This is a genomic window from Frischella japonica (assembly GCF_014489845.1).
In the GTDB taxonomy this organism is placed as follows: domain Bacteria; phylum Pseudomonadota; class Gammaproteobacteria; order Enterobacterales; family Orbaceae; genus Frischella; species Frischella japonica.
The window spans coordinates 73,761-100,536 of sequence record NZ_JABURY010000018.1 but is presented as its reverse complement, the minus strand read 5'-3'; the positions used below and the strand labels follow the sequence as shown (position 1 = coordinate 100,536).

At 33.6% G+C, this 26,776-nt stretch carries 18 protein-coding genes and 1 tRNA gene; 10 read left to right on the top strand and 9 right to left on the bottom strand.

Annotated features, from left to right (window positions below):
- Positions 1–161 precede the first annotated feature (161 nt).
- Positions 162–326, top strand: coding sequence for an integrase arm-type DNA-binding domain-containing protein (locus FcAc13_RS12420; protein ID WP_343066782.1), 165 nt, complete (start codon positions 162–164; stop codon positions 324–326).
- A 296-nt stretch (positions 327–622) separates the two neighbouring features.
- The gene (locus FcAc13_RS08985) at positions 623–1,957 is read left to right on the top strand and encodes a Fic family protein (RefSeq protein ID WP_187755884.1); all 1,335 of its coding nucleotides are present in this window, start codon (positions 623–625) and stop codon (positions 1,955–1,957) included.
- Between the two features lie 707 nt (positions 1,958–2,664).
- On the opposite strand, the gene FcAc13_RS08980 is transcribed toward FcAc13_RS08985, so the two are convergent.
- The 6 genes from FcAc13_RS08980 to FcAc13_RS08955 form a co-directional block, all read right to left on the bottom strand.
- On the bottom strand, positions 2,665–3,879 hold the full coding sequence (locus FcAc13_RS08980) for a hypothetical protein (RefSeq protein ID WP_187755883.1): 1,215 nt from the start codon (positions 3,877–3,879) through the stop codon (positions 2,665–2,667).
- 22 nt (positions 3,880–3,901) lie between these two features.
- Complete coding sequence (locus tag FcAc13_RS08975) at positions 3,902–5,290, bottom strand: hypothetical protein (RefSeq protein ID WP_187755882.1); 1,389 nt, start codon at positions 5,288–5,290, stop codon at positions 3,902–3,904.
- A 57-nt stretch (positions 5,291–5,347) separates the two neighbouring features.
- Positions 5,348–8,605 (bottom strand): WGR domain-containing protein, encoded by a 3,258-nt coding sequence (locus tag FcAc13_RS08970; protein WP_187755881.1) that lies wholly within the window; start codon positions 8,603–8,605, stop codon positions 5,348–5,350.
- 316 nt (positions 8,606–8,921) lie between these two features.
- Positions 8,922–9,164: a hypothetical protein gene (locus FcAc13_RS08965; RefSeq protein WP_187755880.1), complete on the bottom strand. Its 243-nt coding sequence runs from the start codon at positions 9,162–9,164 to the stop codon at positions 8,922–8,924.
- Positions 9,165–9,178: 14 nt separating this feature from the next.
- Positions 9,179–10,204: an SPFH domain-containing protein gene (locus FcAc13_RS08960; protein WP_223064577.1), complete on the bottom strand. Its 1,026-nt coding sequence runs from the start codon at positions 10,202–10,204 to the stop codon at positions 9,179–9,181.
- 14 nt (positions 10,205–10,218) lie between these two features.
- A complete protein-coding gene (locus FcAc13_RS08955) occupies positions 10,219–11,589 on the bottom strand; it encodes a hypothetical protein (protein WP_187755879.1) in 1,371 nt (456 codons plus the stop codon).
- 338 nt (positions 11,590–11,927) lie between these two features.
- Here FcAc13_RS08955 and FcAc13_RS08950 point away from each other — a divergent pair, with 338 nt between their 5' ends.
- The 8 genes from FcAc13_RS08950 (at position 11,928) to FcAc13_RS08915 (ending at position 20,364) form a co-directional block, all read left to right on the top strand.
- Positions 11,928–12,722 (top strand): hypothetical protein, encoded by a 795-nt coding sequence (locus tag FcAc13_RS08950; RefSeq protein ID WP_187755878.1) that lies wholly within the window; start codon positions 11,928–11,930, stop codon positions 12,720–12,722.
- A 225-nt stretch (positions 12,723–12,947) separates the two neighbouring features.
- A tRNA-Met gene (locus FcAc13_RS08945) sits at positions 12,948–13,024 on the top strand.
- Positions 13,025–13,217: 193 nt separating this feature from the next.
- Positions 13,218–13,673: a ribosome maturation factor RimP gene (gene rimP / locus FcAc13_RS08940; protein ID WP_187755877.1), complete on the top strand. Its 456-nt coding sequence runs from the start codon at positions 13,218–13,220 to the stop codon at positions 13,671–13,673.
- Positions 13,674–13,712: 39 nt separating this feature from the next.
- Positions 13,713–15,188, top strand: coding sequence for a transcription termination factor NusA (gene nusA, locus FcAc13_RS08935; RefSeq protein ID WP_187755876.1), 1,476 nt, complete (start codon positions 13,713–13,715; stop codon positions 15,186–15,188).
- 30 nt (positions 15,189–15,218) lie between these two features.
- Complete coding sequence (infB, locus tag FcAc13_RS08930; RefSeq protein ID WP_187755875.1) at positions 15,219–17,903, top strand: translation initiation factor IF-2; 2,685 nt, start codon at positions 15,219–15,221, stop codon at positions 17,901–17,903.
- Between the two features lie 92 nt (positions 17,904–17,995).
- Positions 17,996–18,373 carry a 30S ribosome-binding factor RbfA gene (rbfA, locus tag FcAc13_RS08925; RefSeq protein ID WP_187755874.1) on the top strand — a complete coding sequence of 126 codons (378 nt, stop codon included), beginning with the start codon at positions 17,996–17,998 and terminating at the stop codon, positions 18,371–18,373.
- Between the two features lie 200 nt (positions 18,374–18,573).
- Positions 18,574–19,485: a tRNA pseudouridine(55) synthase TruB gene (truB, locus tag FcAc13_RS08920; protein WP_187755873.1), complete on the top strand. Its 912-nt coding sequence runs from the start codon at positions 18,574–18,576 to the stop codon at positions 19,483–19,485.
- Positions 19,486–19,488: 3 nt separating this feature from the next.
- The gene (locus FcAc13_RS08915) at positions 19,489–20,364 is read left to right on the top strand and encodes an EamA family transporter (RefSeq protein WP_187755872.1); all 876 of its coding nucleotides are present in this window, start codon (positions 19,489–19,491) and stop codon (positions 20,362–20,364) included.
- A gap of 795 nt (positions 20,365–21,159) precedes the next feature.
- On the opposite strand, the gene gstA is transcribed toward FcAc13_RS08915, so the two are convergent.
- From gstA to glnD, 3 genes are all read right to left on the bottom strand, one after another.
- Positions 21,160–21,756 (bottom strand): glutathione transferase GstA, encoded by a 597-nt coding sequence (gene gstA, locus FcAc13_RS08910; protein ID WP_187755871.1) that lies wholly within the window; start codon positions 21,754–21,756, stop codon positions 21,160–21,162.
- A 1,073-nt stretch (positions 21,757–22,829) separates the two neighbouring features.
- Positions 22,830–23,753, bottom strand: coding sequence for an AEC family transporter (locus FcAc13_RS08905; protein WP_187755870.1), 924 nt, complete (start codon positions 23,751–23,753; stop codon positions 22,830–22,832).
- Between the two features lie 154 nt (positions 23,754–23,907).
- Positions 23,908–26,580, bottom strand: a complete 2,673-nt coding sequence (gene glnD, locus FcAc13_RS08900; protein WP_187755869.1) for a bifunctional uridylyltransferase/uridylyl-removing protein GlnD — start codon at positions 26,578–26,580, stop codon at positions 23,908–23,910.
- Positions 26,581–26,776 lie beyond the last annotated feature (196 nt).

The window sequence follows — 26,776 nt, the reverse complement described above, 5'->3', positions numbered from 1 at the left end:
AAACCACATCAAAACTAGTACGAATATATTTTACTATTCTGCAAGTATCAGTAAGACATATTTGAATTGATATTTTGGGAGACTACATTAAGGACTACGCGGACATAGTCCCATAATTTCATAGCCACCAAAAGGTGAAAGTATGCCTAAAAAAAGCTCCAATGACTGATACACAAATTAAGAACGCCAAGCCACAAAGTAAGGATTATCCTATTTATGATGGTAGTGGTTTGCTTTTTCTTATCAAGTCTACAGGTACAAAAATATGGCAATTTAGCTATAACACCCTTAAACTCCAAAAAATATCTTTATCATGCATATATTGAGTATGTCCGAAATTCAGTGCTTAATAATCCCATTTTCACTAAATGGTTTTGGCACATCATTAGATTAGGCTATAAATGAAAACCAAAAGTCTTATATTAAAAAAACGTACTAATACTGGGATGAATCAAATTTACAAATAAATTGAGACATGAATAAAGATTGGCTATCATGAACTAAAGATTTTATAAAATAACCTTCATTTTACGGTAAAGATAAATTCTTTATTAAATGTAACCTTTACTTTATGGTGATTAAATAATATCATTTAACTCAATTTTTAAAAAATGAGTTAAATATGAGAATATCACACGCTAAATCATTAAAAGAAATGATTAAAGTTATTCATTCTATAGATTTAATTAAGGTTTTAGGTAAATTTAAGGAAACTGATGTAAAAGGTCGGTATCTCCATTGGAATGACTTTAAATATAAAAAAAATGATGAAGATATTGATATTGATTTAGCATGGGCTGCGACTAAAATTTCTAGGTTACAGTCAAGTAAAAAAATTAATATAGGTGAATATCAATTTAGCTTTTGTGTTCCTGATTCTTTACAAAGAGATCTCCACACAATAGATAAAAAATCCAGTGGTTATATAGGGACGAATAATCCTGAATCGATGGATGGAGTTAATAATAAATATTTAGTTCATTCTTTAATTATGGAAGAAGCTATTTCATCGGCTCAGCTTGAAGGCGCTTCAACAACAAGAAGAATAGCCAAAAAAATGCTTGAATTAGATAGGAAACCAAAAAATAAATCTGAAATTATGATTTTAAATAATTATTTATTAATGAAGAAAGCATTGGAAATGAAAAATGAAAGTTTATCTATTGAGCTAATTCTCAGTTTTCATGAAATAGCAACAACTGGTGCAATAGAAAATAATGCTGTCTGTGGTGAGTTTAGACAAACAGATGATATTTATGTTAGAAACCATTTACAAGAAGTTATTTATACGCCACCTAAAGCAGATAAACTTTATGATTTGATGAGTGATTTATGTAATTTTGTTAATACTCGTCATGATTGTGAAGAAGGCGAGTTTTTTATACATCCAGTAATTAAAGCAATATTGTTACATTTTTTTATTGGCTTTATTCATCCTTTCGGAGATGGAAATGGAAGAACTGCAAGAGCCTTATTTTATTGGTTTATGATGAAGTCTGGTTATTGGTTATTTGAATATACATCAATAAGTAAATTAATTAAAAACGCACCAATACAGTATGCAAAAGCTTATTTATATGTAGAAGATGATGAATTAGATACTACTTATTTTCTATACCACCAAATTGATATTATCATGCGGTCTATCGACGAATTAAATAATTATCTACATAGAAAGCAACGAGAATTAGCCTATTTCTTAACTAGAATTAAAAATTCTAAAATAGCATCAAAGTTAAATTTTAGACAAATTGATATTCTAAAAAAAGCAGCTAAAGAACCGGGTAGGCAATTTATTGCAAAATCGATAAGTATTGAATACAGTGTGTCTGAAAATACAGCAAGATCTGATTTAAAAGGGCTGGAAGATAATGGACTATTATTGCTTATTGGAAACAGCAAAGTTAGAACATATATTTCACCATCTGACTTGTTGGATAACTTATTAGATAATTAATCTCATTATCATAACTATGAGCCGCTATTATTTAGCGGTTTTTTTATTTAGTGAATACGTAAAGTGAACACCAGTAAATAATTAATCCTAAAGTGTTTACCGTCTAAATCCTTTTAGAATAAGGCTTATAAGAAATAATAAATAATGTAAACATTTTTTATAAAATTTAATTTTTATGGAGATAAGGTAAAAGTCTACAATTTTTCAGTTTGATAAATTAGCGCAGTTTTTTAGCGATAAAATATTATAGATTTCTTATGGTTTAAAAATAAGAAAAAGCTTTGGAGTTAAAAGACAATTGATTACAGAACTTGAAAAAATTTAAGCTTTGTCGTTTAAACAGCGTATCTATACTTACATGTTTAGTAAGACCAAAGAGACTAATAAAAGTTTTTGCTTTAATATTGCCTGATGCGGTTTCTAATACAATAGTATTAAGCCCGTAAAGTTATAGCGAAAATAATTGACTCGGTCATATCCAATGACTTTACCGCTTTGACATGACCGAGATGTGTTGCTAATTCATCTAAAAAGCACTAATTTAAAATTAATGAGTTTGCTATTTTTATTTATTTCTGACATTTTTTTATACGCTATAAAATAATGTCAGAATCAGATTGAATAAAGACTATTACACATTAATTAAAAATCGATTTTAGTCGAATTTAACTTTTTTGAGTTTATCACTTAATTTGAGAAAGTATAACTTATTTATCATCTTCATCGTCATCGTCTTCCCACTCGTTTTCATCTTCTTCTTCGTCATCATCATAACCATCATCCGCCCAATCATCGTCGTCATCATCACAATTTTCTTCATCATACACACCTTCAATTGGTGTAAAATCATCATCTTCATTAATGTTACCAGCTAATAACTGAGCAAGAGATGGATAATGTCGAATATCATCCATTAAATAGCAAACCATATAGGCATCTTTTTTATTACACGTGATACCCAATGCATTTAATGCGACATATAAATATTCTCCACCAGCTCTCTTTTCAACATCATTTTGATTAAAAATATGAGCAGCTCGCTCTGCAATGGCTATATAAAGCTTTTCTAAATATTCTCTGCTTTTCAATTTTTCGGCTAATCCGAGTTCATTAAGAATATAAGCCGTTTCTTTGGCTTGATTCGGATTGTCAATATTAATAAGCTGAGCTGCTAAAAACGTGAATGCATATTCATCATTGTCGTCAAATCCCCATTTTGTTAATAATTGAGGTATATGATTTCCTTTTTGCCCATCGAAATCAAATCTAGCTTTATGGCGATTAAGGTAGATTATACTATCTTGCAAGCGACGGTAAGTGACTAAGTATTTTTTATCGTTATAAGCATTGACAAATGCTGCAACTGCACCGACTGGCATACTATCATCACGCATATTCGTCTTTTCATCAGTGTTATTGGTAATGATCTTGGTTAACAATTCATTAATTAAAGGTCGTAAAGACTCATGTTTGACAGCGGCTAGATAAAAGTCTAGCTCATTATCACCTGACACAACTGTATGAGGAACAAATTTACCATCTTTTACTTGACCATAAAAAATACCTTTTCCTTCAATAGCTTCGATATACTGGAAAAAATTTGTATAGTGATTTTCTAAAGTATTTTGTAGGGACTTAGGATCATTAAAATCAACAATAAATTGATTGTCTTGCAAAAGTACACCATCCACTGTTTTTGCAGCAATATCTTCAGCAGTTTCTTCTGTTTCAACACGATCAAATTCAAAACCATTTTGAACCATTTTCATTATTAAACCATTAAAAGCAATGCCTATATCATTTTGATCGGTAAAGGTTTCGATCTGAATATCAGAGTCTAATCCTGATCGCAAAGTTAAACCATTTAATTCTATAAAGCCGGTTTGACCTTTTTTATTTTTATAATATGTACGGGTGATCATTGTTTTCTCCAAATTAATTTTATTATGCAATATCATCTAAACTAATAGATGAATTTTCATGTATAGATCTTAATGCATTAATTAGCTTAACTTCATTAAAATCAATATCGACTGTTTCTAGTACTGGTTCTAAACAGACACTCATCAAACTCTTCAAGTGATTTGGATAATCATAATGGTTTTCTTTGGCATCAAGTAAAAGATATTTTAAAAATGTCTCTTTTCGTTGAATACTGTCTAAAATTTCTGGATCTAAATTTTCAAATCCGTGTTGACCTGCGACACTACAACTACGACTTGCCATGAGTCGAATAGCATTATCATATTTTTGCCATTTTTCTATCAGTTTTGCTATTTGCCCACATTGATAGACTTCATGGTCCATATCTAACACTCGCAATAACTCAATATATTTAGGAATATATTTTTGGTCATACATCGCTAAGGCATATGCAGCATGCAGTGCTTTTGGTGTCTCTTCATCCATCCAAGGTCCTTCTTCATCAATAGCAAGATTGATGTAATCAATAATTTTCTTGTGTAAAGCTGGAAATTTCACTGCAGCTTCAAAAAAGAATAACTCACTACACAATCCAACTTGATAAAATTTATTGTCTTCTTCTTCATGCTGATATTCTTGAAATTCACCGTTTACTATCGAGCCAAAACTCAAAAATTCTTCGATTTCGTCAAAATTGTCGATTAAACGATTAAGGACTCGTCGCATTTGCTCTTTATCATTTAAATTAACACAAATTTCCCAATCATCATCGACATCATCGTACTCATCGTGATCTTCTGCTTCATACTGTTCAAGCTCTTGTTCTAATAAGCGCTCTTCATCATCCATATTCATTAAAATAATTTCAGGATGATAAGTATTATTTTTATAGCCATCTTTATCAGAAATCGTAGGTATGTCCCCATCATAATGCTGAATATATTCCGCTAATACTAAAAATTCATCTAATTCATCGTGGGGAATGGCGGAGCCGGTTATTAACATCAATCCATTTTGGGCTTCTAGCACTAATTCATAGGTTTTTGTTCCTGGAGGGGTTTGCGGAATAGATAACACTTTACACCACAACTCAACATCTTCTGATAATTGTTCGCTTACATCTTGATAGATATTTTTATACTGCTGAAAGTAGTCATTAGCCTTATAATTTTTCACATAAGAGATTGTTATTCGATATCCTAGATTATTTGGTGGGTTTGTTGATAAGCATCCTGTGGCTGATTTCACAAATAGATAGTGCTCATCATCAACTTGTTGATAGCGCATTTTTGCATCAGTAAATATTGTATTATAAGTACTGGGTAGTAAAACATCTAACCCGCTTCCAACCAATACCACATGAAACGGTTTTTTAAATAAACGAAAGCTTTTGTCTAATTCTTTTGACACATTTGACCTCTTTTAATTTTAACATTGGGATTTTCGAAGTTGAACAATTTATGTTCATTAGTTTTTTAATACATACAACAAATCTTGATCTGGATAGGATGCTCCACCACCTTGTGCCACAAAAATATAACCATCATTTGCTATGAAGAGCTGACGTACACCATCATCACCATGGAAACTCGGAAATTGCCACATTTGCCAATCTTGATTTTTTAGATTAAATGTTCCTACGGCTTTTTGATGGGGATCTAATATTATAAGCATATCGTTATGATAATGAATTGGTCCACCTACAGGTACATCAACTACTGTATGGGCATTTGCACCATCTAAATAACATAAACGATAGATGGGGTTTTGTTGTTCATTTTTTGATATTAATTTAAATAAACCATAGACTTGATTATGTCCGTTACATAGTCCCATAATACTAAATGATTGCCAATACTCATCATCATCAAACTCACATACAATATGATCAATTTTCATAGAGCTAAAATTCAATGTCTGAATGATATTATCTCGAGTATAAACCCACAATTGGTCGGTCATTTGAAAACTATCAATAAAACCATTTAGAGTATAGAGTTCTGCGTTTTCAACAATAGAACCCGATAAAAAATCAATAATATTAACTTTAGTACAACGAGCCTCTTGAGTTAAAATTACTAAATGATTATCAACAATATACCCTTTTGCGGTCAATCTACCATATAAACTGACTTTCCATTGTTGCTTGCGTTGTTTTAAACATATCCCTACTAAATTTTTTTGCACAACACAAACAGCGCGATCATTGTGAATATAGATAGGTCCACTCATATCTTGACCTAAACCGACTGACCATAAAACTTTGCCAGATTGCTGATCTATTTCAGCAAAACGGTTTTCTACGCCAGCATAAAGATGTCCGTTATAAGAATAGGGATAACTAATGCCATAACGACCAAATAGTGTCTTACCTGTTATTTTATCTATGCAGTAAGTTCGGTCTATTCCCTTTTCTGTTACATACAAGTAAGAGCTGGTTATCATTAGATGATCTAAAGAATATCGCGGCAATGCTAAACTAGCATAAAGATGTAAATTTGAATTAACTGCTTTATTAGGTGTGTTGAGTGGTTGCCAATTTAATTCAACCGCATGGCTATTGGCTTGCTTATGTTGATTGATAGCAATATTTTCAGCAAATTTTCTTTGTAATGCTAATTTTTCAATTAAATCTTCAGCTGTTTCGCCCAAACTATTCGCAATAAGGGGATTGGCACCATATTCTAATAGTGTTTCTACCAAATTATATTTATCACTATCTGCAAGCGCTAAATGTAACGGAGTATTGCCTTCGTGATCCTGGATATTCGGGTTCGCCTTACCTTTAGCAATTAAATGAATAATGGCATCTTCTAATTCTATATCCATAAATGATGCCGAGCTATCAGCTAAAGTAATGTAGTGAAGTGGTGTGCGCCCTTTATTATCCTTAGCATTAACATCCGCACCTAGAAAATATAATAAGCTTAAAATTTCCGCTTTTTCATAGATTTTATGACGTTGGATATGATGTAATATGGTGGCACCATCATCTTGATAGCGTCGTGTTACATTAGGTCGGCAGCGCAATAAAGAAATTAAAGCGTAATACCGCCTATCTTCACTTGATGATTCATCATATAGGTTATCATCTTCAGGTTTTGCTGAATTATTAGCTGGTATCTGTAATAATGGATGGGCTAATTTTCCCGGATCATCTTTTAAGCTATACCTAGCATAGAACATAATTGGCGTCATACCGTAGATATCAGTACATTCAATATCGGCGCCTGCTTTTTGCAGTAATAAAGCTAAAAAATCTCGGTCGCCAATCACACCAGAAAACCACTTAACTAAAAAATCCCCTTTGGAATCAGGATCTTTAATACCATATTCTGCACGTAATTGAGACCAAAACATTGAACTAGTCTTACTAAGAACGGCATTAAAAAAATTATTAACGCCTAACAACTCATTAAGTTCATCGCCTAACTGCCAAGGCACCCCAGAGCCATTAAACCAAAAATAAAACAATCCGTTACGATGAATATTATTTACAATATTAATTTTGATATTATTTTTTAGCATATAAACGATATTTTCTATCGCAGTTGATTCGTGGGTAGCGCAACAAACATAATGGATCAATGAATTGCCATGTTCATCATAAATAGGACGATCGGGTTTCGATAAAAAACGTTTTATGGCCGGTGAAAAACTTAACATAGCCGATGTTAAAACTGTTTTAATTGGTAGATTATCTTCAAAATCAACATAGAGTTTTTCAACATAATGAATAACATTTGGGCTCATTTCTCTAATGGCATAGTCAAACGCGTTTTCACCACCTCCAAATTTTAATCCTGGGCGTATAATCTCTCCTGTACTATAAATATAGGGATCAGCGCCTGCTGAAAGTAGCTTTTTAATCAAAGGTAAATCATCACCAAAGTGATAAAATGCAAGATGCATTAGTGATAAACCTGAGTTGGGATCTACGCCATCCATCGAAATGCCATTGTCAACGAGATAAATAATAACCGGTTTATTTTTGTGCACCAAACTATCAAAAAGAACTTGACGATCTAAATCTCGTACATTGATTTTGACCAATTCAAGTAATTGTTTTACTAAATTAACTTTCAAATAAGGTAATAAAGCTTCAAAGCCTTCATCATTAGCGAAATCATAATTAACGCTAAGTAAAGTTTGGGTAATATCATCTATTTTTTCACTATAGCGATAGTGGATAACAATAGTCCTTAAATAGGATAACTTATTATTCTCAGCAGTATTAATATAAGGCGTAAGTAATTTGAGCATTTCCTTATGATGATTCATTAATGCAATCTCATATCCATTATCGCAATAATTGGGTATATCGGGCCGTAATCCTACAGACAGATATTGAATAACTGAATTGATATCATTGTTTCTAATGGCACGAAAAAATCTTCTAATATCCTGAGGTTGAATCCCTTTTTCAGTAGAAACAAGTATTGACTCTTTAGCTACTCGTTTTTCCTCTATAGCAACAGTATCAGTAATGTTTAGACAATTAAACCAATCAGGAATTTTTTTTTCAATATAACCTTTATTTAATTTAGCTTCTATTTCTTTTAAACTATTAGCATGACACAATTCTTCTGTTGCAAACTGCTTAGTAAGCACTTTACCTTCTTTCTTTAATTTACCGGTAACGGTTAATTGAGTGGTTTTTTGAGTGCAGATATACCAATATTTATTAGATAAACCATCAGAGAATTCAAAATAGCTTGTTATCATTATTTTTCGCCACATAAATAATTAATCGATAATGATTATATATTTATTGATTTTTGAAAGTGTGTTTCTAATAATAAATGAAAAACACTATATTTAGCAACTGAAAGATATAACCACTCTTAAGACAAAAAAATAATAAACGAGCAAGAATAAAAACAGATTGATTCATCAAATTATAAAAAATCACTGTTGTTATAAAAAAATCTAAATTTAAAATCAATTTGGATTTTTCAGCTAAATATAAATTATTTAATTAGCATTAAAAGAATAGTTATTTTGTTATGCGCTGAGCATCCCCATAAAATTTCAGCAAAAGTTATGTTTTTTTTGGTTGGGCAACCTTACCAGCTGTTTTATCATATCGATGTTCACTTTTATTAAAAAACATTGCTGACACCAAACATAATAAAATGCAACTTATTATAATGGCTGCTATTGTTAAGGCGATTTTTATTATATCAATGTGTTGTAATAAATTAATATCCCATATTAGTAGTATCACCCATAGTGAAAGCATAAAAATAAAAGCTATGCAAAGACTGGCTAAAATTGTTCTCATTTTTTGACCCTTTATTAAAGCTTATCAATATACTCTTTTTTCTTGGCTTCGAATTCTGTTTGTGTAATAACACCCAGCTCTAACAATTGTTTTAATTTAGTGAGTTTATTAAAAACATCATTGGTTTCTGCTGTTTGCTTATCCAAAACGCCTTGAGTATGTTCTGTGTTTATAGCATTTTGTGTAAAAGTTTTAGACAATTCCGCACCTGCCATAAATTGTGCACCTAAAGCAGCTACACCACCTTCATTTCTAGCCGCATCACGTATAGCTTGTAGTTTTTCCATTTCAGCATAACTTAAGTTAGCTTTACCGGCAGCAATGACATCTACTGAAATATTAGCTATTTTGGCTATTCGGTTTTCAGTTTCTTGATCAAACTGTGAAGCAATAATCCGAAAATCAGTAAGACTAAGGCCTAATTTCGTAAACTCATCGGTTAGTTGTTTCTTAACATTTTCTGATATTTGATTAAATTCTGAATCAATTTGTAGAAAAGCATATTTACCCGATGCTAATATAGATGTTATTACCTGAATGATTCGGCTTGTAATTAACTCTTTGGCATCATTTACGGTGTATTGTTTTTGTTGACCAATAATTTGTTGATAAAAATGGCGAATATCACTGATACAATAAGAATAATTACCATTCATTTTTAGTTGAATAGGGAATTGGTAGTCAGGATCTAAATACTTAATTGGTGACGAAGTTCCCCAGCCTTGGTTTACCGTAGTTGTTGTTTTGAAAAAGTATATATACAGTTTATGTTCACTTTCAAATGATTGTCTAATTTTTAATAACGTTGTGATAAAAGGATGATTATCAGTTTTTAAATTATAAATACCAGCCTCTTCAATAATATCAACAATTTTACCTTCATAAACCAAAACGCATCCTTGTCCAGGGGCAACGATAAGTTTAGATGCATTTTTGATTTCATTATTGTTTATATTTGGGCATTGATACCATAAAATATTTGCCGAATTATCAGCCCATTCAATTACGGAAGCAAATTGTTTTTTAAAAATTCCAAACATAGTTATATTTATTCCTAATTGTTTAACGAAGTGATATCGAGACTTAATGTTTGTTTTCCTTTTTCATTTAATTCAATTAAATGATCATCTGTCATTAATAAAATACGATCCCCTAATATTTTTCCTCGAGTATTCTTGAAGTTTAATGGGAAATCGTAACTCCAAATTATTTCAGCACTTTTTGCATTTAATAATTGTACGATATAATTTTCGGCTTTTACTGGAGAGGTTGTAAAAGCAATTAAAATAAATTCTTCATTAAAATCCAATAATTTAGGGAAGAAGTAGACACGATCTGGAGTAAAATTCTGATATTTTATGGTACGAGTTCTATTCATCATCCATTCATTCATAAGTACTTTTTGATAAGGGGTTTCATCAGTAAAAAAACCATCTTCTGTACCATAAAATTTTCGCCAACTAAACGAAGGCTGTTCTCTTGGATAATTTGGTTGATATTTGTAATCAAATTTTATCAGCAGCGAATCTTCGTCAGGATATTCATAGCTATAGATATTAAATGCAAAGCCCGTGCTAGTAGCTGTATTTTCCGGTAAGGATTTGAAACCAGAATTGGCGTCAAAAAAAGCATCTTTATCATAAAGTTTATTGATAGTTGGATAAAAATAAAAATGTTTACCTTCATTCGTGTAAACATATAGGCCACTTCCCCAATCGTCTCTAACAAATTCAATTTTTGCTAAACCTTGCGAAAATTCTGGATGTTCGGAAAAGAAAGAGTCATTGACATTTTTAAAAATTTTTTCTTTTTTATTTAGTTGAAATAGTTTTAGATTATTGATTAACAATAATATTTCACCATCATCCCATGTTTTTATAACATAGGGGAATTTATTATTATGCTCATCAATCAAATTGAATTCACTCTCAAAACGCTGGGTTTTGGTATTAAATATTTTGATGAAATATTGATCTTGGGTTGGTTTCATGGATTCTGATATTGATAAATGACTTTCCATAATTAAATAAGGAGTGTCATTAGTGATAAACATAGCAATATTTTTATGTTTCCATAACTCTTTTTTCGTTGGTTGAGTTGGTTTTATACGATTTTCATTTGATGTAACATAGCTCCTGTATTCAACTACCTTGGGTTGAGTTGTTTCGGTATTTTTGATTTGAATTACAAAAAATCGAATCAGGAATAATGCAGAGAAGAAAATAATTAATCCGATGATTAAAAGTTTATTCGATTTAATGGTATTTTGTGGTCCGTTTTGTTGGTGATGAAAAATATGCATATCATTTTTATCAATAAAATAGATTGCACCACATCCGTCACAATGGTATTTATCATTCCCAAGCGAACTATGTTTAATGCACCCGCACTGTGGGCATTTGATGGTTAGTATATTAGAAGCCATATGTTAAATATAAGTTATAATTATAAGTGAGGTGTAAGGAAGAGATATTATAAGCTTTTTATAAAATTACAAAATAATTATTTTCGGTTAAAATTAAGGCGAGAATACAGATATAATCATACGATCATAAAGTAAGCCTATTGTGACATCCCAACATTGTAAGTGAAATTATTATTTAATTTAATATGATAGCATTATATGTTTTAATTGAATCAATCTGTGATCAATATTATGAATAAACCATTTAAAAATGATTGCTATTAACAACACAATTTCATTATGATAAAATTTTTAACGAAATACAACTAAGCCGAATTAAAAAAATAAAAAGGTAATAAATGAAGAAGTTTTTCAGTTGTGGATTATATTTAATCCTTGCTTTAATTATGATTGGATGTGCTAAATCCCCGCAATCAAAATTTGACCGCATTAAAGCATTTAATAATAATTCAGTAGACCTCACCCCTTATGCACGTTATATAAAAAAACAAAAAATTATTACAGAAGAGCAGGGTAAGCGTTTAAGTGTAAATGTTTTTGAGAATAGTAACACTGGTGATTATTTAAAGAGTCAGTTGAATTATCTTGATCCTCAATTCGAAATATTAAATACCAGTCAAGAATTTGATCTGGATAACAATAAATTTAATCTTTTACTCCCCATTTTGCAAATTAAAATCACTGGCGGAACAATTATAAGAGATGAAAATAATGAGATTGTTAGATTAATTGGCGTTAATGACCAGACAATTTTTGATAATAAATATCAATATGGAAGTACTTATTTCATACAAAACGGTAAAATAATCCGTACTGTAAGCGTAGGTAATAAAGCCATTTGGGAGGCGAATATTACTTGGGATGGTGATTTACCAACTAAGGAAGAGACCAAAGTGACAGTAAATGGAAAAATAATAGTAAGGATGATTAACTATTTTTTCTATAATCATAAAGGACAATTGATCAAAGAAGAACATGATATAATAAATTCAGAAAATATTTCAAATGTTTATGAAATATTTTATACTGAATATAACCAGTATGGGGATTGGATTAAAGCGCTAAAATATTCTAAAGATCAAATATCGGTAGAACCTAAGGTAACAATAACCAGAGAAATTGAATATTGGTAAAATAGTGAATGATATTTATTGGGATATTAGGTTAAATTTAGCTTGAAAATATTGCCATAAAGCTATGAACACTACCTCTATCGTATTTTGATTAGTAAAAAGTTGTATATTGGTTATTAATTTAAATGATAATTTGGTCGAAAACAATCAAAACTCACGTTTAAAATTGGGGTAAATTTATATTTGCATTTTTAGCGGAAAAGCGTATAATTTTAGCACATCTATCGCGGGGTGGAGCAGCTTGGTAGCTCGTCGGGCTCATAACCCGAAGGTCGTTGGTTCAAATCCAGCCCCCGCAACCACTTGAATTTATTAAATAACAAAGTTATTTAATGTTTTTACAGTAAAGTGGCTTCATTGCAGAATCTTAAATGTAGCCTCGCTTGTCGAGGTTTTTTAATGTCTGGTGGAGTATTATTACTGAATTTAATGGATTATTGATTAAGTTGGGCTTTATGCCCTTTTTTATTTTGTAATGGTGTTGTGGAGGTCTCATTGACTAATTTAGAACAACAATTAATAAATATTATTCAAGGGCCAGTAATGGCTTTAGGTTTTGAATTGGTTGGCGTTGAATACATACGTAGCCGTTTACCAATTTTACGCGTTTATATCGATAGCGAAAATGGCATAACGGTTGATGATTGCGCTGATGCGAGCCGCCAAATTAGTGCTGTTTTAGATGTTGAAGATCCGATCACAACAGCTTATAACTTAGAAGTTTCGTCACCGGGAATGGATCGCCCACTATTTACTATTGAGCACTATCGTCGTTTTATAGGTGAAGAGATAAGTGTGTCATTACGTATTGCCGTGGCTAACAGACGTAATTGGAAAGGAACGATTAAATCAGTGGCAGATAATGAAATGATTACCTTAACTATTGACGGTAAAGATGAAGTTTTCGCTTTAAGCAATATTCAAAAAGCCAATATCGTTCCTAAATTTTGAACCTAATTTAACAAATTATAGATAAGTAGGTAGAACAGGATGAATAAAGAGATTTTAGCGGTTGTTGAAGCCGTGTCTAATGAAAAAGCGTTATCAAGAGAGAAGATTTTTGAAGCTTTAGAATCAGCACTGGCAACCGCAACAAAAAAGAAAAATGGACAAGACATTGATGTCGTTGTAAAGATTGACCGTAAAACAGGGGATTATGATACTTTCCGTCTTTGGACTGTCGTTGAGCAGGTTGCCCAGCCATTGCGAGAAATCACCTTAGAAGCGGCGCAATATGAAGATCCGTCTAAGAAGATTGGTGATTACGTTGATGAGCAGATCGATTCGATTGCATTTGACCGTATCACTACACAAACAGCGAAACAAGTGATTGTACAAAAAGTTCGCGAAGCGGAACGTGCGATGGTCATTGATATGTTCCGTAATCGTATTGGTGAGATCGTAACCGGTATCGTTAAGAAAACTAATCGTGATAGTGTAATCCTTGATTTGGGTAATAATGCCGATGCGATGATGATGCGTGATGATATGTTACCACGAGAAAATTTCCGTATTGGTGATCGTGTACGCGGTATTTTATATTTAATTGAGCATCCAAATAAGCCTGCACAATTATTTGTAAGTCGTTCTAATCCGCAAATGATGGAAGAATTATTCCGTATAGAAGTGCCTGAAATTGGTGAAGAGATGATCGACATCAAAGGTGTGGCGCGTGATCCTGGTTCAAGAGCTAAAATTGCGGTGAAAAGTAATGATCGTCGAATTGATCCCGTCGGCGCTTGTGTTGGTATGCGCGGTGCACGTGTACAAGCGGTTTCTAACGAATTTGGTGGTGAACGTATCGATATCGTATTATGGGATGATAATCCTGCACAGTATGTTATCAATGCAATGGCTCCAGCAGATGTTGTTTCAATTGTTGTTGATGAAGATAAACATACGATGGATATTGCGGTACATGAAGAAAACTTACCACAAGCGATCGGGCGCAATGGGCAGAATATTCGTTTAGCATCCCAATTAACAGGTTGGACTTTAAACGTCATGACCACCGATCAATTGCAGGAAAAACATCATCAAGAATCATTTGCTGCTATAAAAAACTTTATGAAGCATCTTGATATTGAGGAAGATCTTGCTACTTTATTAGTTGAAGAAGGTTTTAGTAGTTTAGATGAGCTTGCTTATATTCCTGTTGATGAATTGTTAGAAATTGAAGGGTTAGATGAAGAGTTAGTGACAGCATTAAGAAGTCGTGCAAAAGATGCGTTAACCAATCTAGCATTAGCCCATAGTGGTGAGAAGCAGCCAGCTCCTGACTTACTCAATTTACCCGGTGTAACACAAGAATTAGCCTACAAATTAGCAGCTAATGGTGTTACAACATTGGAAGAGTTAGCTGAACAAGGTATAGATGAATTGGCGGATATCGAAGGTTTGACAAGTGAGCAAGCCGGTGAATTGATCATGAAAGCCCGTAACATCTGTTGGTTTGCCAACGAATAGTTTAAACGTAACAGGAAGAGACAATTACCTATGACAAAAGTATCGATAAAAACACTGGCGCAAGAGATTAATACTCCAGTGGAAACCCTGTTGCAAAAATTTGCCGAGGCAGGTATTAATAAAACGGAAACGGATGCCGTGACTCAAGCGGAAAAAGAGGCGTTATTGGCGCACTTTAATCCCCAACAAGCACCGACAAAATTAACTTTGCAACGTAAAACGCATTCAACCTTAAATGTTCAGGGTTCAGGTGGTAAAAGTAAAGAAGTTAAAATAGAAGTCCGTAAAAAGCGAACGTTTGTAAAACATGACGCAGCTCAGATTGCTGCCGAGCAGGAAAAAGCGCGTCAGGAAGCTGAACAAAAAGCCGCTATTGAGAAGGCACGTTTATTAGCAGAAGAAAAAGCTAAACAAGAACAAGAAGAAGCCGAAAGATTACGTAAAGAGCAAGAATTGCAAGCGGAACAAGCTAAACAAGCTGAATTAGCAAAAGCTAATGCTGAAAAGCAACAGAAAGAAGAAAAAGCAGTTAATTTGGATTCAAAAGCTAAAAAAGCGCATGATGAAAAAGCTCGTTTGGAAGCTGAAGCCAACGAAATAAAACGTAAAGCCGAAGAAGAAAATCGACGTAAACTTGAAGAAGAAGCGAAGCGAATGGCTGAAGAAGCTCGTAAGCTAGCAGCGCAATATAACGATAATGCTGAAGAACGCACGGAAGATAATGAAGATTATCATATGACAACTTCAGCTTATGCTCGCGCTGCAGAAGATGATAATGATCGTGAAGTAGAAAGTGGTCGTGGTCGCGGACGTGGTAGCAAGATCACGAAACAGAAGAAAGGCAGCAAACTTTCTGAAAGTAAAGCCGAACGTGAAGAAGCGCGTGCGATCACTCGTAGTGGTCATAAAAAGAAAGGTAAAAGTACTATTCAACAAGGTTTTAATAAACCAGTACAAGCGGTTAACCGTGATGTTGTCATTGGAGAAACTATTACCGTTGCAGAACTGGCTAATAAAATGGCGGTTAAGGGTTCAGAAGTAATTAAAACTATGATGAAAATGGGGGCAATGGCAACCATTAATCAAGTGATAGATCAAGAAACAGCACAACTTGTTGCTGAAGAGATGGGTCACAAAGTAGTACTTCGTCGCGAAAATGAATTGGAAGAATCCCTAATGAGCGATCGTGATACCGGAGCTGAAAAGGTATCTCGTGCCCCAGTGGTAACGATTATGGGCCACGTTGACCATGGTAAAACTTCATTACTTGACTATATTCGTAAAGCGAAAGTGGCATCTGGTGAAGCGGGTGGGATTACGCAGCATATTGGTGCTTACCATGTAAGTACACCAAACGGTGACATCACATTTTTAGATACTCCAGGTCATGCGGCATTTACCTCAATGCGTGCACGTGGTGCAAAAGCGACTGATATCGTGGTACTCGTGGTTGCAGCCGATGATGGTGTTATGCCACAAACTATTGAGGCAATTCAGCATGCCAAAGCGGCTAATGTGCCAATCGTGGTGGCAGTGAATAAAATTGATAAACCAGAGGCCGATCCAGATCGAATTAAAGGTGAATTAGCTCAATATGGCGTAATGTCTGAAGATTGGGGTGGTGATGCTCAATTTGTCCATGTATCAGCAAAAGTGGGTACTGGGATTGATCAGTTACTTGAAGCCATTTTATTACAAGCTGAAGTATTAGAGCTAACGGCAATCCAAACGGGTATGGCAAGTGGAGTGGTTATTGAATCATTCCTTGATAAAGGTCGTGGTCCAGTGGCGACAGTGTTAGTACAATCCGGTACTTTACGTAAAGGTGATATCGTTCTTTGTGGTTTTGAATATGGACGTATTCGAGCTATGCGTAATGAACTAGGTAAAGAAGTGGTTGAAGCTGGTCCATCTATGCCTGTTGAGATTTTAGGGTTATCCGGTGTGCCAGCTGCTGGTGATGAAGCAACGGTTGTTCGAGATGAGAAGAAAGCACGTGAAGTAGCACTTTATCGTCAAGGTAAATTCCGTGATGTTAAACTTGCTCGTCAGCAAAAAGCTAAACTGGAAAACATGTTCACTAACATGACTGAAGGGGATGTATCTGAATTAAATATTGTACTAAAAGCTGATGTACAAGGTTCAGTAGAAGCTATTTCTGATGCGTTGCTTAAGTTGTCAACTGATGAGGTGAAAGTTAAAATCGTCGGTTCAGGTGTTGGTGGTATTACAGAAACCGATGCATCATTAGCTGCCGCATCTAATGCAATTATTCTTGGCTTCAACGTTCGAGCTGATGCATCAGCTCGCAAAGTAATTGAATCAGAAAATCTAGATTTACGTTACTATTCGGTTATTTATGACCTGATCGATGAAGTAAAACAGGCGATGAGTGGAATGCTTTCCCCTGAATATAAACAAGAGATCATTGGTTTGGCTGAGGTACGCGATGTGTTTAAATCTCCTAAATTTGGTGCTATCGCAGGTTGTATGGTGGTTGAAGGTGTTGTAAAACGACACAATCCAATCCGTGTATTACGTGACAATGTGGTCATTTACGAAGGTGAGTTAGAGTCATTACGTCGTTTCAAAGATGATGTTAATGAAGTACGCAATGGAATGGAATGTGGTATCGGTGTTCGTAACTACAATGATGTTCGTGTTGGTGATTCGATTGAGGTGTTTGAAACCATCGAAATTAAACGTACTATCTAATTTACTTTTGAGAAAGATTCGTCTTTCACGTAATGTTATTCGGTTTTGTGCCAATTGGCACAAAACGACATCAAATAAGAGGATTCAACCATATGGCGAAATCATTTACTCGTCCACAACGTGTTGGTCATGAATTACAAAAAGAAATTGCCATTATCTTGCAAAGAGAGATCAAAGATCCTCGTCTTGGTATGGTAACTGTTTCAGGTGTTGAACTATCCAGAGATTTGTCTTATGGGAAAGTGTTTGTTACTTTTCTTAATGATAGCGATCCAGAGGTTGTCACTCAAGGATTAAAAGTATTGAACGATGCCACAGGGTATATTCGTTCATTAGTCGGGAAGGCAATGCAACTGCGAATTATTCCCGAACTAAAATTCTTTTATGATGAATCGTTAGTAGAAGGGATGCGCATGTCTAATTTAGTCAGCCAAGTGGTTCAAAAGGACAAAAATCGACATCAAGATTAACTTTTATGTTGGTTAAGTTTATTCATCATTAAATCCTTTGTTACTGTGCTAACAAGGGATTTATTTGTTTTAGTGATAAACATAAAATTTATTTACTCATTCATCGGTTTGTAAACTTATTTTAGCGAGAATATGTTTTGTTTTAGCGCGATAAATTTACTGTGGATGTGTGTTTTTATATTTGTTCAGGTCGTTAATATATGGCAAGAAGAAAAAAAGGTCGTAACCTAAATGGTGTTTTATTATTAGATAAGCCACAAGGTATGACTTCTAATGATGTATTACAAAAAGTTAAAAATGTCTTTAATGCTCAAAAAGCTGGACATACTGGGGCATTAGATCCACTCGCAACAGGAATGTTACCTATATGTTTTGGTGAATCGACCAAGTTTTCGCAATATCTTTTGGATTCCGATAAACGATATCGGGTTATTGCACAATTAGGTATAAGGACAGATACCTCGGATGCTGATGGTCAAGTAGTCGCTGAAAAAACTGTCAAAATTAATGAAGCAGATATTTTGGCCGTGTTACCTCATTTTCGTGGCGATGTAATGCAAATACCCACCATGTTTTCAGCATTGAAATATCAAGGGCGACCATTATATGAGTATGCTCGACAAGGCATAACTGTCACCCGAGAAGCAAGACCTATTACCATTTATGAAAATCGTTTTATTAGTTTGAACAATAATCAATTAGAACTTGAAATTCACTGTTCTAAAGGAACTTATATTCGGACGATTATTGATGATTTGGGGGAACAACTCGGTTGTGGCGCGCATGTAATTTATTTGAGGCGCTTACAAGTTTCCACCTATCCTTCAGAAAAAATGGTTTCTTTGGATTTTTTGCATCAACATAGTGTGAATCAATCATTATTAGATGCACTTTTATTGCCTGTTGATAGTCCAGTATTTGATTATGATCATATTGAACTTAATGCTCAGCAAGCTAAGGCGATTTTATTAGGTCAGCAAATCCACTTTGATGAACCCTATCAGGGAAGAACATCATTGGTAAGAATTTATCAACACCAAACCTTTATTGGGATGGGCGAAGTTATTGGTCAAACTTTGTTTCCTAAGCGATTAATTCATACGGAACAATAAAAAATGTTAAGACGTTTTACCCCCATTTTTATTATTTTAATTTCCATGGCTTCAGTACAAGGTAGCTCATCACTAGCTAAACATCTGTTTCCTATCCTCGGACCAGAAGGCATGACAGCATGGCGACTATTTTTTTCGTCAATTATGTTAATTTTCATTTTCAAACCATGGCGTAAACCAATCAGTAAACAAGCTTGGAAGTATATTATTTTATACGGACTATCTCTTGGTTTTATGAACTTAAGTTTTTATTCAGCAATTGCTCGAATCCCGATAGGGATTGCTGTTGCAATTGAATTAACCGGACCTATTGTGGTCGCGATGTTCTCAGCGCGTAAACTTCTGGATTTTGTTTGGTTAGCTATCGCCATTGTAGGATTAGTCTTATTATTACCACTGCATCAGGCTAATACCAGCTTAGATATTTACGGTATAATTTTGGCATTATGTGCAGGGACTTGCTGGGCATTATATATCCTTACTGGACGTAAAGCAGGACAATTGCAAGGTAGTTCAAGTGTTGCTCTAGCTTCAGGTCTAGTCTGCTGTATTATTTTCCCAATTGGTGTTTGGCATAACGGGATGGCAATGTTTTCGCTCGATGTTTTGCCTTTAGCATTTATTGTGGCAGTGTTAGCATCGGCAATACCATACGCTTTAGATGTGATTGCTCTACCTAAAGTACCCGCTTTAACGTTCAGCACTTTGATGAGTTTATCACCGGTACTCGGCGCTTTATCTGGTTTTTTATTTTTACAAGAAAAACTATCAACCAATCAGTGGTTTTCAATTAGTTTAATTATCATGTCATCTATTGGTACAGTGTTATCGATTAAACGTCAACCGAAGATAAAACCTATAGCAAAATGTAAAAGTTAATATTTGTAGAAGGTGGTCGCACAGCCACTAGTGTTCACGAAATTGCTTTTTCAAATCTTAAGCAAAGCTATTATTTTCAATCTAGTTATTTTCTGTATGGTCGATTGATAGCGTTTTACAGGTAGGGCATCAGTCATAGAAAAATGCTGAAGTTTATAAATATAAGGGGGGCATCGCCCCATTTAACCGATTAAGTTTCCAGTATGGTAATGATAGTTTTCATCTAATTAGATTATACCGTTTAGTTAACTAACAGTTTATTAATAATAATTTATCAGCTAAAGGTAAAAACGGGTATGTAGTAAACATAAAAGGCTGTGGGGCATCGCCCCATTTAACCGATTAAGTTCCCAGTATGGTAATGATAGTTTTCATCTAATTAGATTATACCGTTTAGTTAAGTGACAGTTTATTAATAATAATTTATCAGCTAAAGGTAAAAACGGGTATGTACTAAACATAAAAGGCTGTGGGGCATCGCCCATTTAACCGATTAAGTTCCCAGTATGGTAATGATAGTTTTCATCTAATTAGATTATACCGTTTAGTTAACTAACAGTTTATTAATAATAATTTATCAGCTAAAGGTAAAAACGGGTATGTAGTAAACATAAAAGGCTGTGGGGCATCGCCCCATTTAACCGATTAAGTTCCCAGTATGGTAATGATAGTTTTTATCCAATCAGATTATACCGTTTAGTTAAGTGACAGTTTATTAATAATAATTTATCAGCTAAAGGTAAAAACAGGTATTTAATAAATACAAAGGGATGTGGGGCATCGCCCCACTAAAACTTATTTACTTTCAAGTGCTACAGCTTGTTGTACCGCCGGTATTGTTTCAATATGTTTTACATATTGCTCAATAGCTGGATAAACCTGAGTTAATTTAAAATATTTAAGCCAGTTTAGCACCACATAAAGATATGCATCAGCAATAGTAAAGGAATTGGTTGCAATAAATTGACGATGAGTTAAATGCTGTTCAACATGGGCTAATTTTTTTTCTAAAACGATCAATGCTGCGTTTTTGACAGATTCTGAATCTGATTTAAATAATGGTAAAAATGCAGGATGTAATTCGGTGCCGACAAAACTAAGCCATGAAAGCGTTTGATAGCGTTCAATCTTTCCGACAGGCGCAATTAATTTAGCATCTGTTGCTTTATCGGCAATATATTGTGCAATCGCAATATTTTCTGTCAAAATGGTACCATCATCAAGTTCAAGTGTCGGTACTTGCCCTTCTGGATTAATATCATAAAAATTAGCACCATGTTCGGTTTTTTTAGTCTTTAGGTCAACTTTTTCTACGCTATAATTAAGACCAGACATGCAGAGTAAAATATGCTGGGTAAGTGAACAGGCAAAAGGGCTATAGTATAGTTTCATTATTCATTTCTCCATAGTGGGTGAAAAACTTTATAAATTTATTTAATCTATCATAGCGCGGTTCTTGAATATAAACAAAGGATTCTCAATAGTCAGCAATCTTTAACTAATAAGTTAAGTGATGAAACACTAAAATACTTAAAGTAGGTTGATGCCCCACAGCCTTTTATGTTTACTACATACCCGTTTTTACCTTTAGCTGATAAATTATTAATAAACTGTTATTTAACTAAAAGGGCATAATCTGATTAGATGAAAACTATCATTATCGAATTGAAAACTTAATCGGTTAAATGGGGCGATGCCCCACAGCCTTTTATGTTTAGTACATACCCGTTTTTACCTTTAGCTGATAAATTATTAATAAACTGTTATTTAACTAAAAGGGCATAATCTGATTAGAAGAACTATCATTATCGAACTGAAAACTCAATCGGTTAAATGGGGCGATGCCCCACAGCCCTTTATGTTTACTACATACCCGTTTTTACCTTTAGCTGATAAATTATTAATAAACTGTTATTTAACTAAAAGGGCATAATCTGATTAGATGAACTATCATTATCGAACTAAAAACTTAATCGATTAAATGGGGCGATGCCCCACAGCCTTTTATGTTTACTACATACCCGTTTTTACCTTTAGTTGATAAATTATTAATAAACTGTTATTTAACTAAAAGGGCATAATCTGATTAGATGAAAACTATCATTATCGAATTGAAAACTTAATCGGTTAAGTGGGGCGATGCCCCACAGCCTTTTATGTTTAGTACATACCCGTTTTTACCTTTAGCTGATAAATTATTAATAAACTGTTATTTAGCTAAAAGGGCATAATCTGATTAGAAGAACTATCATTATCGAACTAAAAACTTAATCGATTAAATGGGGCGATGCCCCACAGCCTTTTATGTTTACTACATACCCGTTTTTACCTTTAACTGATAACTTATCATTAATAAACTGTTACTTAACTAAACGGTATAATCTGATTAGAAAAAACTTTCATTACAGTAGCGCAAACTTGCTAGATTAGCATGCTAATCATTAGCAGTTCCTGCGCATTTCAGTTTAAAATGGAACAGGTGTGCCGACTAACCAAAGTACGATTGGTAAGGTAATTAAACTTAATAGGGTACTGATAAACGTTGAACTTGAAACGAGCTCGGGTTTAGTATTAAATTGTACCGACATCAGTGTTGTATTAGCTGCACTAGGCATCGCAGAAAGAATAATCAAAATCTGTTTCGACATATGATCAATCGGTAAAAAATAAACTAATGCTACTGAAATCAATGGTGAAATTATCATTCTAATTGTTAATGCAATGCTAATCTTAGCATACTCTATTTGTTTAATAGTTAAAGTAGCTAATTGCATTCCTAATATAATCATGATTACCACAATAGATGCATCGCCAATCATAGCTATTGAATTTAGTACGGCGGTTGATAATGGAATTTGACAAACCTGAAATATAATGCCAAGTAATGCTCCATAAGCAATAGGCATGCGAATCACTTTTTTCAATACTGCCTTTTGGCTTACCATATCAGGATAATTACTACCTTTTGCGGCATAGTAAATACCAACAGTACTCATAACAAACTGTTGTAATACCATGATAATCACAGCTAGATCAAAACCAATTTCCCCAAAAAAAGTCAAAATAACGGGGGTTCCATAATTACCATTATTCATAAAACATGAACTTAGTACCATCGCACAAGATTCTTTGGCTCGCCATTTCATCAATAAACCACATAAGTAAACGATACCAACTAAAATAAAACACAGTGAAAAAAGATAAACAGTATAAAAAAGATAATTAACCGTCAAAGTATGTGTGTAAAATGTTTTGAAAGCCAAAAAAGGAGACAACACATAAAGTGACATTTTCGATAGGTTAGCAATATCAAATTTAAGCGTTTTTTGAGCGATGAAACCGACAATAAAAATACAAAAAATTGGAAACAAAATTAGGAAGAATTGCATAATAATTTTTTAACTTTTGCGCATATTACCAATATTATATACCGCATATCGGTTTATATGTAGTATTTTGCCCATCACTTAATAATTAGTTTTCATCTATTGATAATAAATAGCAAAGTTCGTAATAACATCTGTTAATATAAGGGTATCGTGCTTAAGATTCATTATCCATTTCATCAATCACATCCAAAATAGCCTGTCGTAGTAGCTGGCAGCTTTGTTCATTAAGTGCTTGATTATTTTTATTGGTTAAGACAAATAAATCTTCTATATGTTCGCCAATGGTGACGATTTTTGCACTACGCAGTGATAAGTCTAAATTAGAAAAAATCTCACCTAAATAGGCGAGTAAACCAGGCCTATCTTTCGTAATTAATTCAACGTATGTTTTACGATCATTAAGGCTGGATAAGAAATTAATTTCTGTTGGTACCGTAAAATGGCGCAATTTTGATAATGGCCGCTTAATTTTGGCACGTTTATAATCAGTTTGCCGTAAGGCTTTTTCTAAACTTGTTTTAATCTCTTCATGACGATCATGGCTAATTAGTTGACCATTTGGGTCAAGTACAATAAATGTGTCTAAAGCATACTCTTTTTTATTGGTGGTGATTAATGCGTCATGGATATTCAAGTTACGTTTATTTAATTCATTACTTACTGTAGCAAATAGATATGGTCTATCCGGCGAGTAAATGAAAACTTCAGTACCACCATGAAACGGTTTTTCATTAATGACCACCAATGGTTCTGTTAGATTATGATAAAGTAAATGTTTAACATGCCAAACAATTTGTTCTGTTGTATAACGCCAAAAATAATCAAATTGATAATTTTGCCAAAATACTTTAATCGTAGTTTCATCATAACCATCTAGCTTAAGTAATGTTAAGGCAGATTGTTTATGTTCTCTGGCAATACTACGATGCTCTGGAATTTGGTGAATGCCTAAATTAAACAAGCGATCAGTTTGGCAGTAAAGTTCGCGCATTAAACTTTGTTTCCAACTATTCCATAAGGTTTCATTAGTTGCACAGACATCAGCAACAGTCAGGCAGAGTAAATATTGTAAATAGGTTTTATTCTTAACTTGCTGAGCAAATTCACGAATGACAGCTGGATCTTGCAAATCGCGGCTTTGGGCAGTAATCGACATTAATAAATGATAGCGAACTAACCAAACGATTAATTTGCTATCTTTTTCGTTGACATTGTGTAATTGGCAAAATTGTTCCACCAAATCTGCGCCTAATTCGGAGTGATCACCAGAGCGACCTTTGGCGATATCGTGAAATAGAGCTGTAATCACTAATAATTCAGGTTTAGCTAATTTGGCATAGACTTGCGAACTATTAGGATGTTTTTTTTGCCCATCTGGAGTGGTAAAGTCGGCTAATTCCAGTAACAGACGGATGGTATGTTCATCTACGGTATATTGATGAAATAAATCAAATTGCATCATGCCGACTATGCGTTTCCAACCTGGAATATAAATCGCTAAAATACCATATCGATGCATAGGTAATAAGGCTTTCTTTATTACATCTGGATGTTTGATTATTTGCATAAATTGTTGGCGTGCTTGCGGATACTCACACAATAAACCATTCATTTTGCGACGCGCTGAACGCAATTGCCGAATTGTATTAGAATAGATACCAATGATTTGTCGATTTAAAAGCATGGTATGAAATAGCTTTAAAATCATTACTGGGTTATCAATAAACAAATTATTATCTTTAACATCAATTAATTTATCACGTATTTGAAAATATTGATCAATATCATAGGGCCTGTTTTCTGGTTTAAGTGTGAGTATTGATTCTTCAAACAGTTGCAATAACATTTGATTTAATTCAGTTATATTATGTACGACACGGTAATAATCGCGCATCATTTTTTCAACCGGTTGATTTCCTTCCCCTTGATATCCCAGTAATCTGGCGATACTCAACTGCCGATCAAATAGCAATCGATTGTCATAACGATTAATTACGATATGGAGGGCAAAACGTATACGCCACAAAAATCGTTGGCAATTATTGATTTCTTCGATTTCTTCTGGCGTAAGGTAGTTAAAATGATTTTGTTCCTGTAAAAAATTGCTACCAAAATGTCTTAATGCAATCCATTGTATTATTTGAATATCACGTAAACCACCAGGACTATTTTTTATATCAGGTTCAAGGTTATAACTGGTACTGTGATATTGTCGGTGACGCTGCAATTGTTCATTAATTTTGGCTTGATAAAATTCTCGCGATGGCCAGATGGTGTTGTTAAGTATCTGATGTAGTAATTCATTAAAGAGTTTATTATTACCAACAATCAATCTAGCTTCGAGTAGATTGGTCATAATAGTTATATCGTTTTTAGCTTCTTGTAAACATACTTTTAAGGTTCGCACGCTATGACCGACATCTAAGTGTAAATCCCACAATAAGCGAACGAGTTGACCTATTTTATCTTCAATTGATTTTGTCAATGGTTTATCACTAAGGATAAGAATATCTACATCAGATAATGGATGAAGCTCACCACGTCCATAACCGCCAACAGCAATGAGTGATATTCGATTAATTTGAAATAACGAAGAAATTTGTTCAGGTAATTGGAAATATTGCCATAAGCGGATAAGTAATTGATCAATAAATTTGGAACGCATATAAATCAGTGTATCGATATCGGTTTTTGCTTCAAATTCTGTCACAGACCATTGATAAAATTTATCTAATAACGATTTAAGATTATTTATCGATAACTGCTCATTATCAATATCGAGCGGAGAAAATGGTAAATTGAGCGTTGAGTAGATTTCAGTTTTCATTAAGCATTTATCATCGACCGTCAATTATTATTTAATATCGTTACCCTAAAATATTAAGTTGTCAATGATAACATTATTTTAAATGATCAACCAATAATTGCCCTAGCATCAAAGTATTACTAATACACATTGAAAAAAATCTAAAAAAAGTGATTACACTACTAATAGCATGACTCAGTAAATAAAAAAAGGGGGC

What these genes read in the sequence shown, in the direction of transcription:
- rbfA (WP_187755874.1), top strand. Translation starts at nt 17,996, where the DNA reads ATGGCGAAATCATTTACTCGTCCACAACGTGTTGGTCATGAATTACAA.
- FcAc13_RS08950 (WP_187755878.1), top strand. Translation starts at nt 11,928, where the DNA reads ATGAAGAAGTTTTTCAGTTGTGGATTATATTTAATCCTTGCTTTAATT.
- FcAc13_RS08985 (WP_187755884.1), top strand. Translation starts at nt 623, where the DNA reads ATGAGAATATCACACGCTAAATCATTAAAAGAAATGATTAAAGTTATT.
- FcAc13_RS08955 (WP_187755879.1), bottom strand. Translation starts at nt 11,589, where the DNA reads ATGGCTTCTAATATACTAACCATCAAATGCCCACAGTGCGGGTGCATT.
- FcAc13_RS08970 (WP_187755881.1), bottom strand. Translation starts at nt 8,605, where the DNA reads ATGATAACAAGCTATTTTGAATTCTCTGATGGTTTATCTAATAAATAT.
- FcAc13_RS08980 (WP_187755883.1), bottom strand. Translation starts at nt 3,879, where the DNA reads ATGATCACCCGTACATATTATAAAAATAAAAAAGGTCAAACCGGCTTT.
- FcAc13_RS08965 (WP_187755880.1), bottom strand. Translation starts at nt 9,164, where the DNA reads ATGAGAACAATTTTAGCCAGTCTTTGCATAGCTTTTATTTTTATGCTT.
- glnD (WP_187755869.1), bottom strand. Translation starts at nt 26,580, where the DNA reads ATGAAAACTGAAATCTACTCAACGCTCAATTTACCATTTTCTCCGCTC.
- infB (WP_187755875.1), top strand. Translation starts at nt 15,219, where the DNA reads ATGACAAAAGTATCGATAAAAACACTGGCGCAAGAGATTAATACTCCA.
- nusA (WP_187755876.1), top strand. Translation starts at nt 13,713, where the DNA reads ATGAATAAAGAGATTTTAGCGGTTGTTGAAGCCGTGTCTAATGAAAAA.
- truB (WP_187755873.1), top strand. Translation starts at nt 18,574, where the DNA reads ATGGCAAGAAGAAAAAAAGGTCGTAACCTAAATGGTGTTTTATTATTA.
- FcAc13_RS12420 (WP_343066782.1), top strand. Translation starts at nt 162, where the DNA reads ATGACTGATACACAAATTAAGAACGCCAAGCCACAAAGTAAGGATTAT.
- gstA (WP_187755871.1), bottom strand. Translation starts at nt 21,756, where the DNA reads ATGAAACTATACTATAGCCCTTTTGCCTGTTCACTTACCCAGCATATT.
- FcAc13_RS08960 (WP_223064577.1), bottom strand. Translation starts at nt 10,204, where the DNA reads ATGTTTGGAATTTTTAAAAAACAATTTGCTTCCGTAATTGAATGGGCT.
- FcAc13_RS08915 (WP_187755872.1), top strand. Translation starts at nt 19,489, where the DNA reads ATGTTAAGACGTTTTACCCCCATTTTTATTATTTTAATTTCCATGGCT.
- FcAc13_RS08905 (WP_187755870.1), bottom strand. Translation starts at nt 23,753, where the DNA reads ATGCAATTCTTCCTAATTTTGTTTCCAATTTTTTGTATTTTTATTGTC.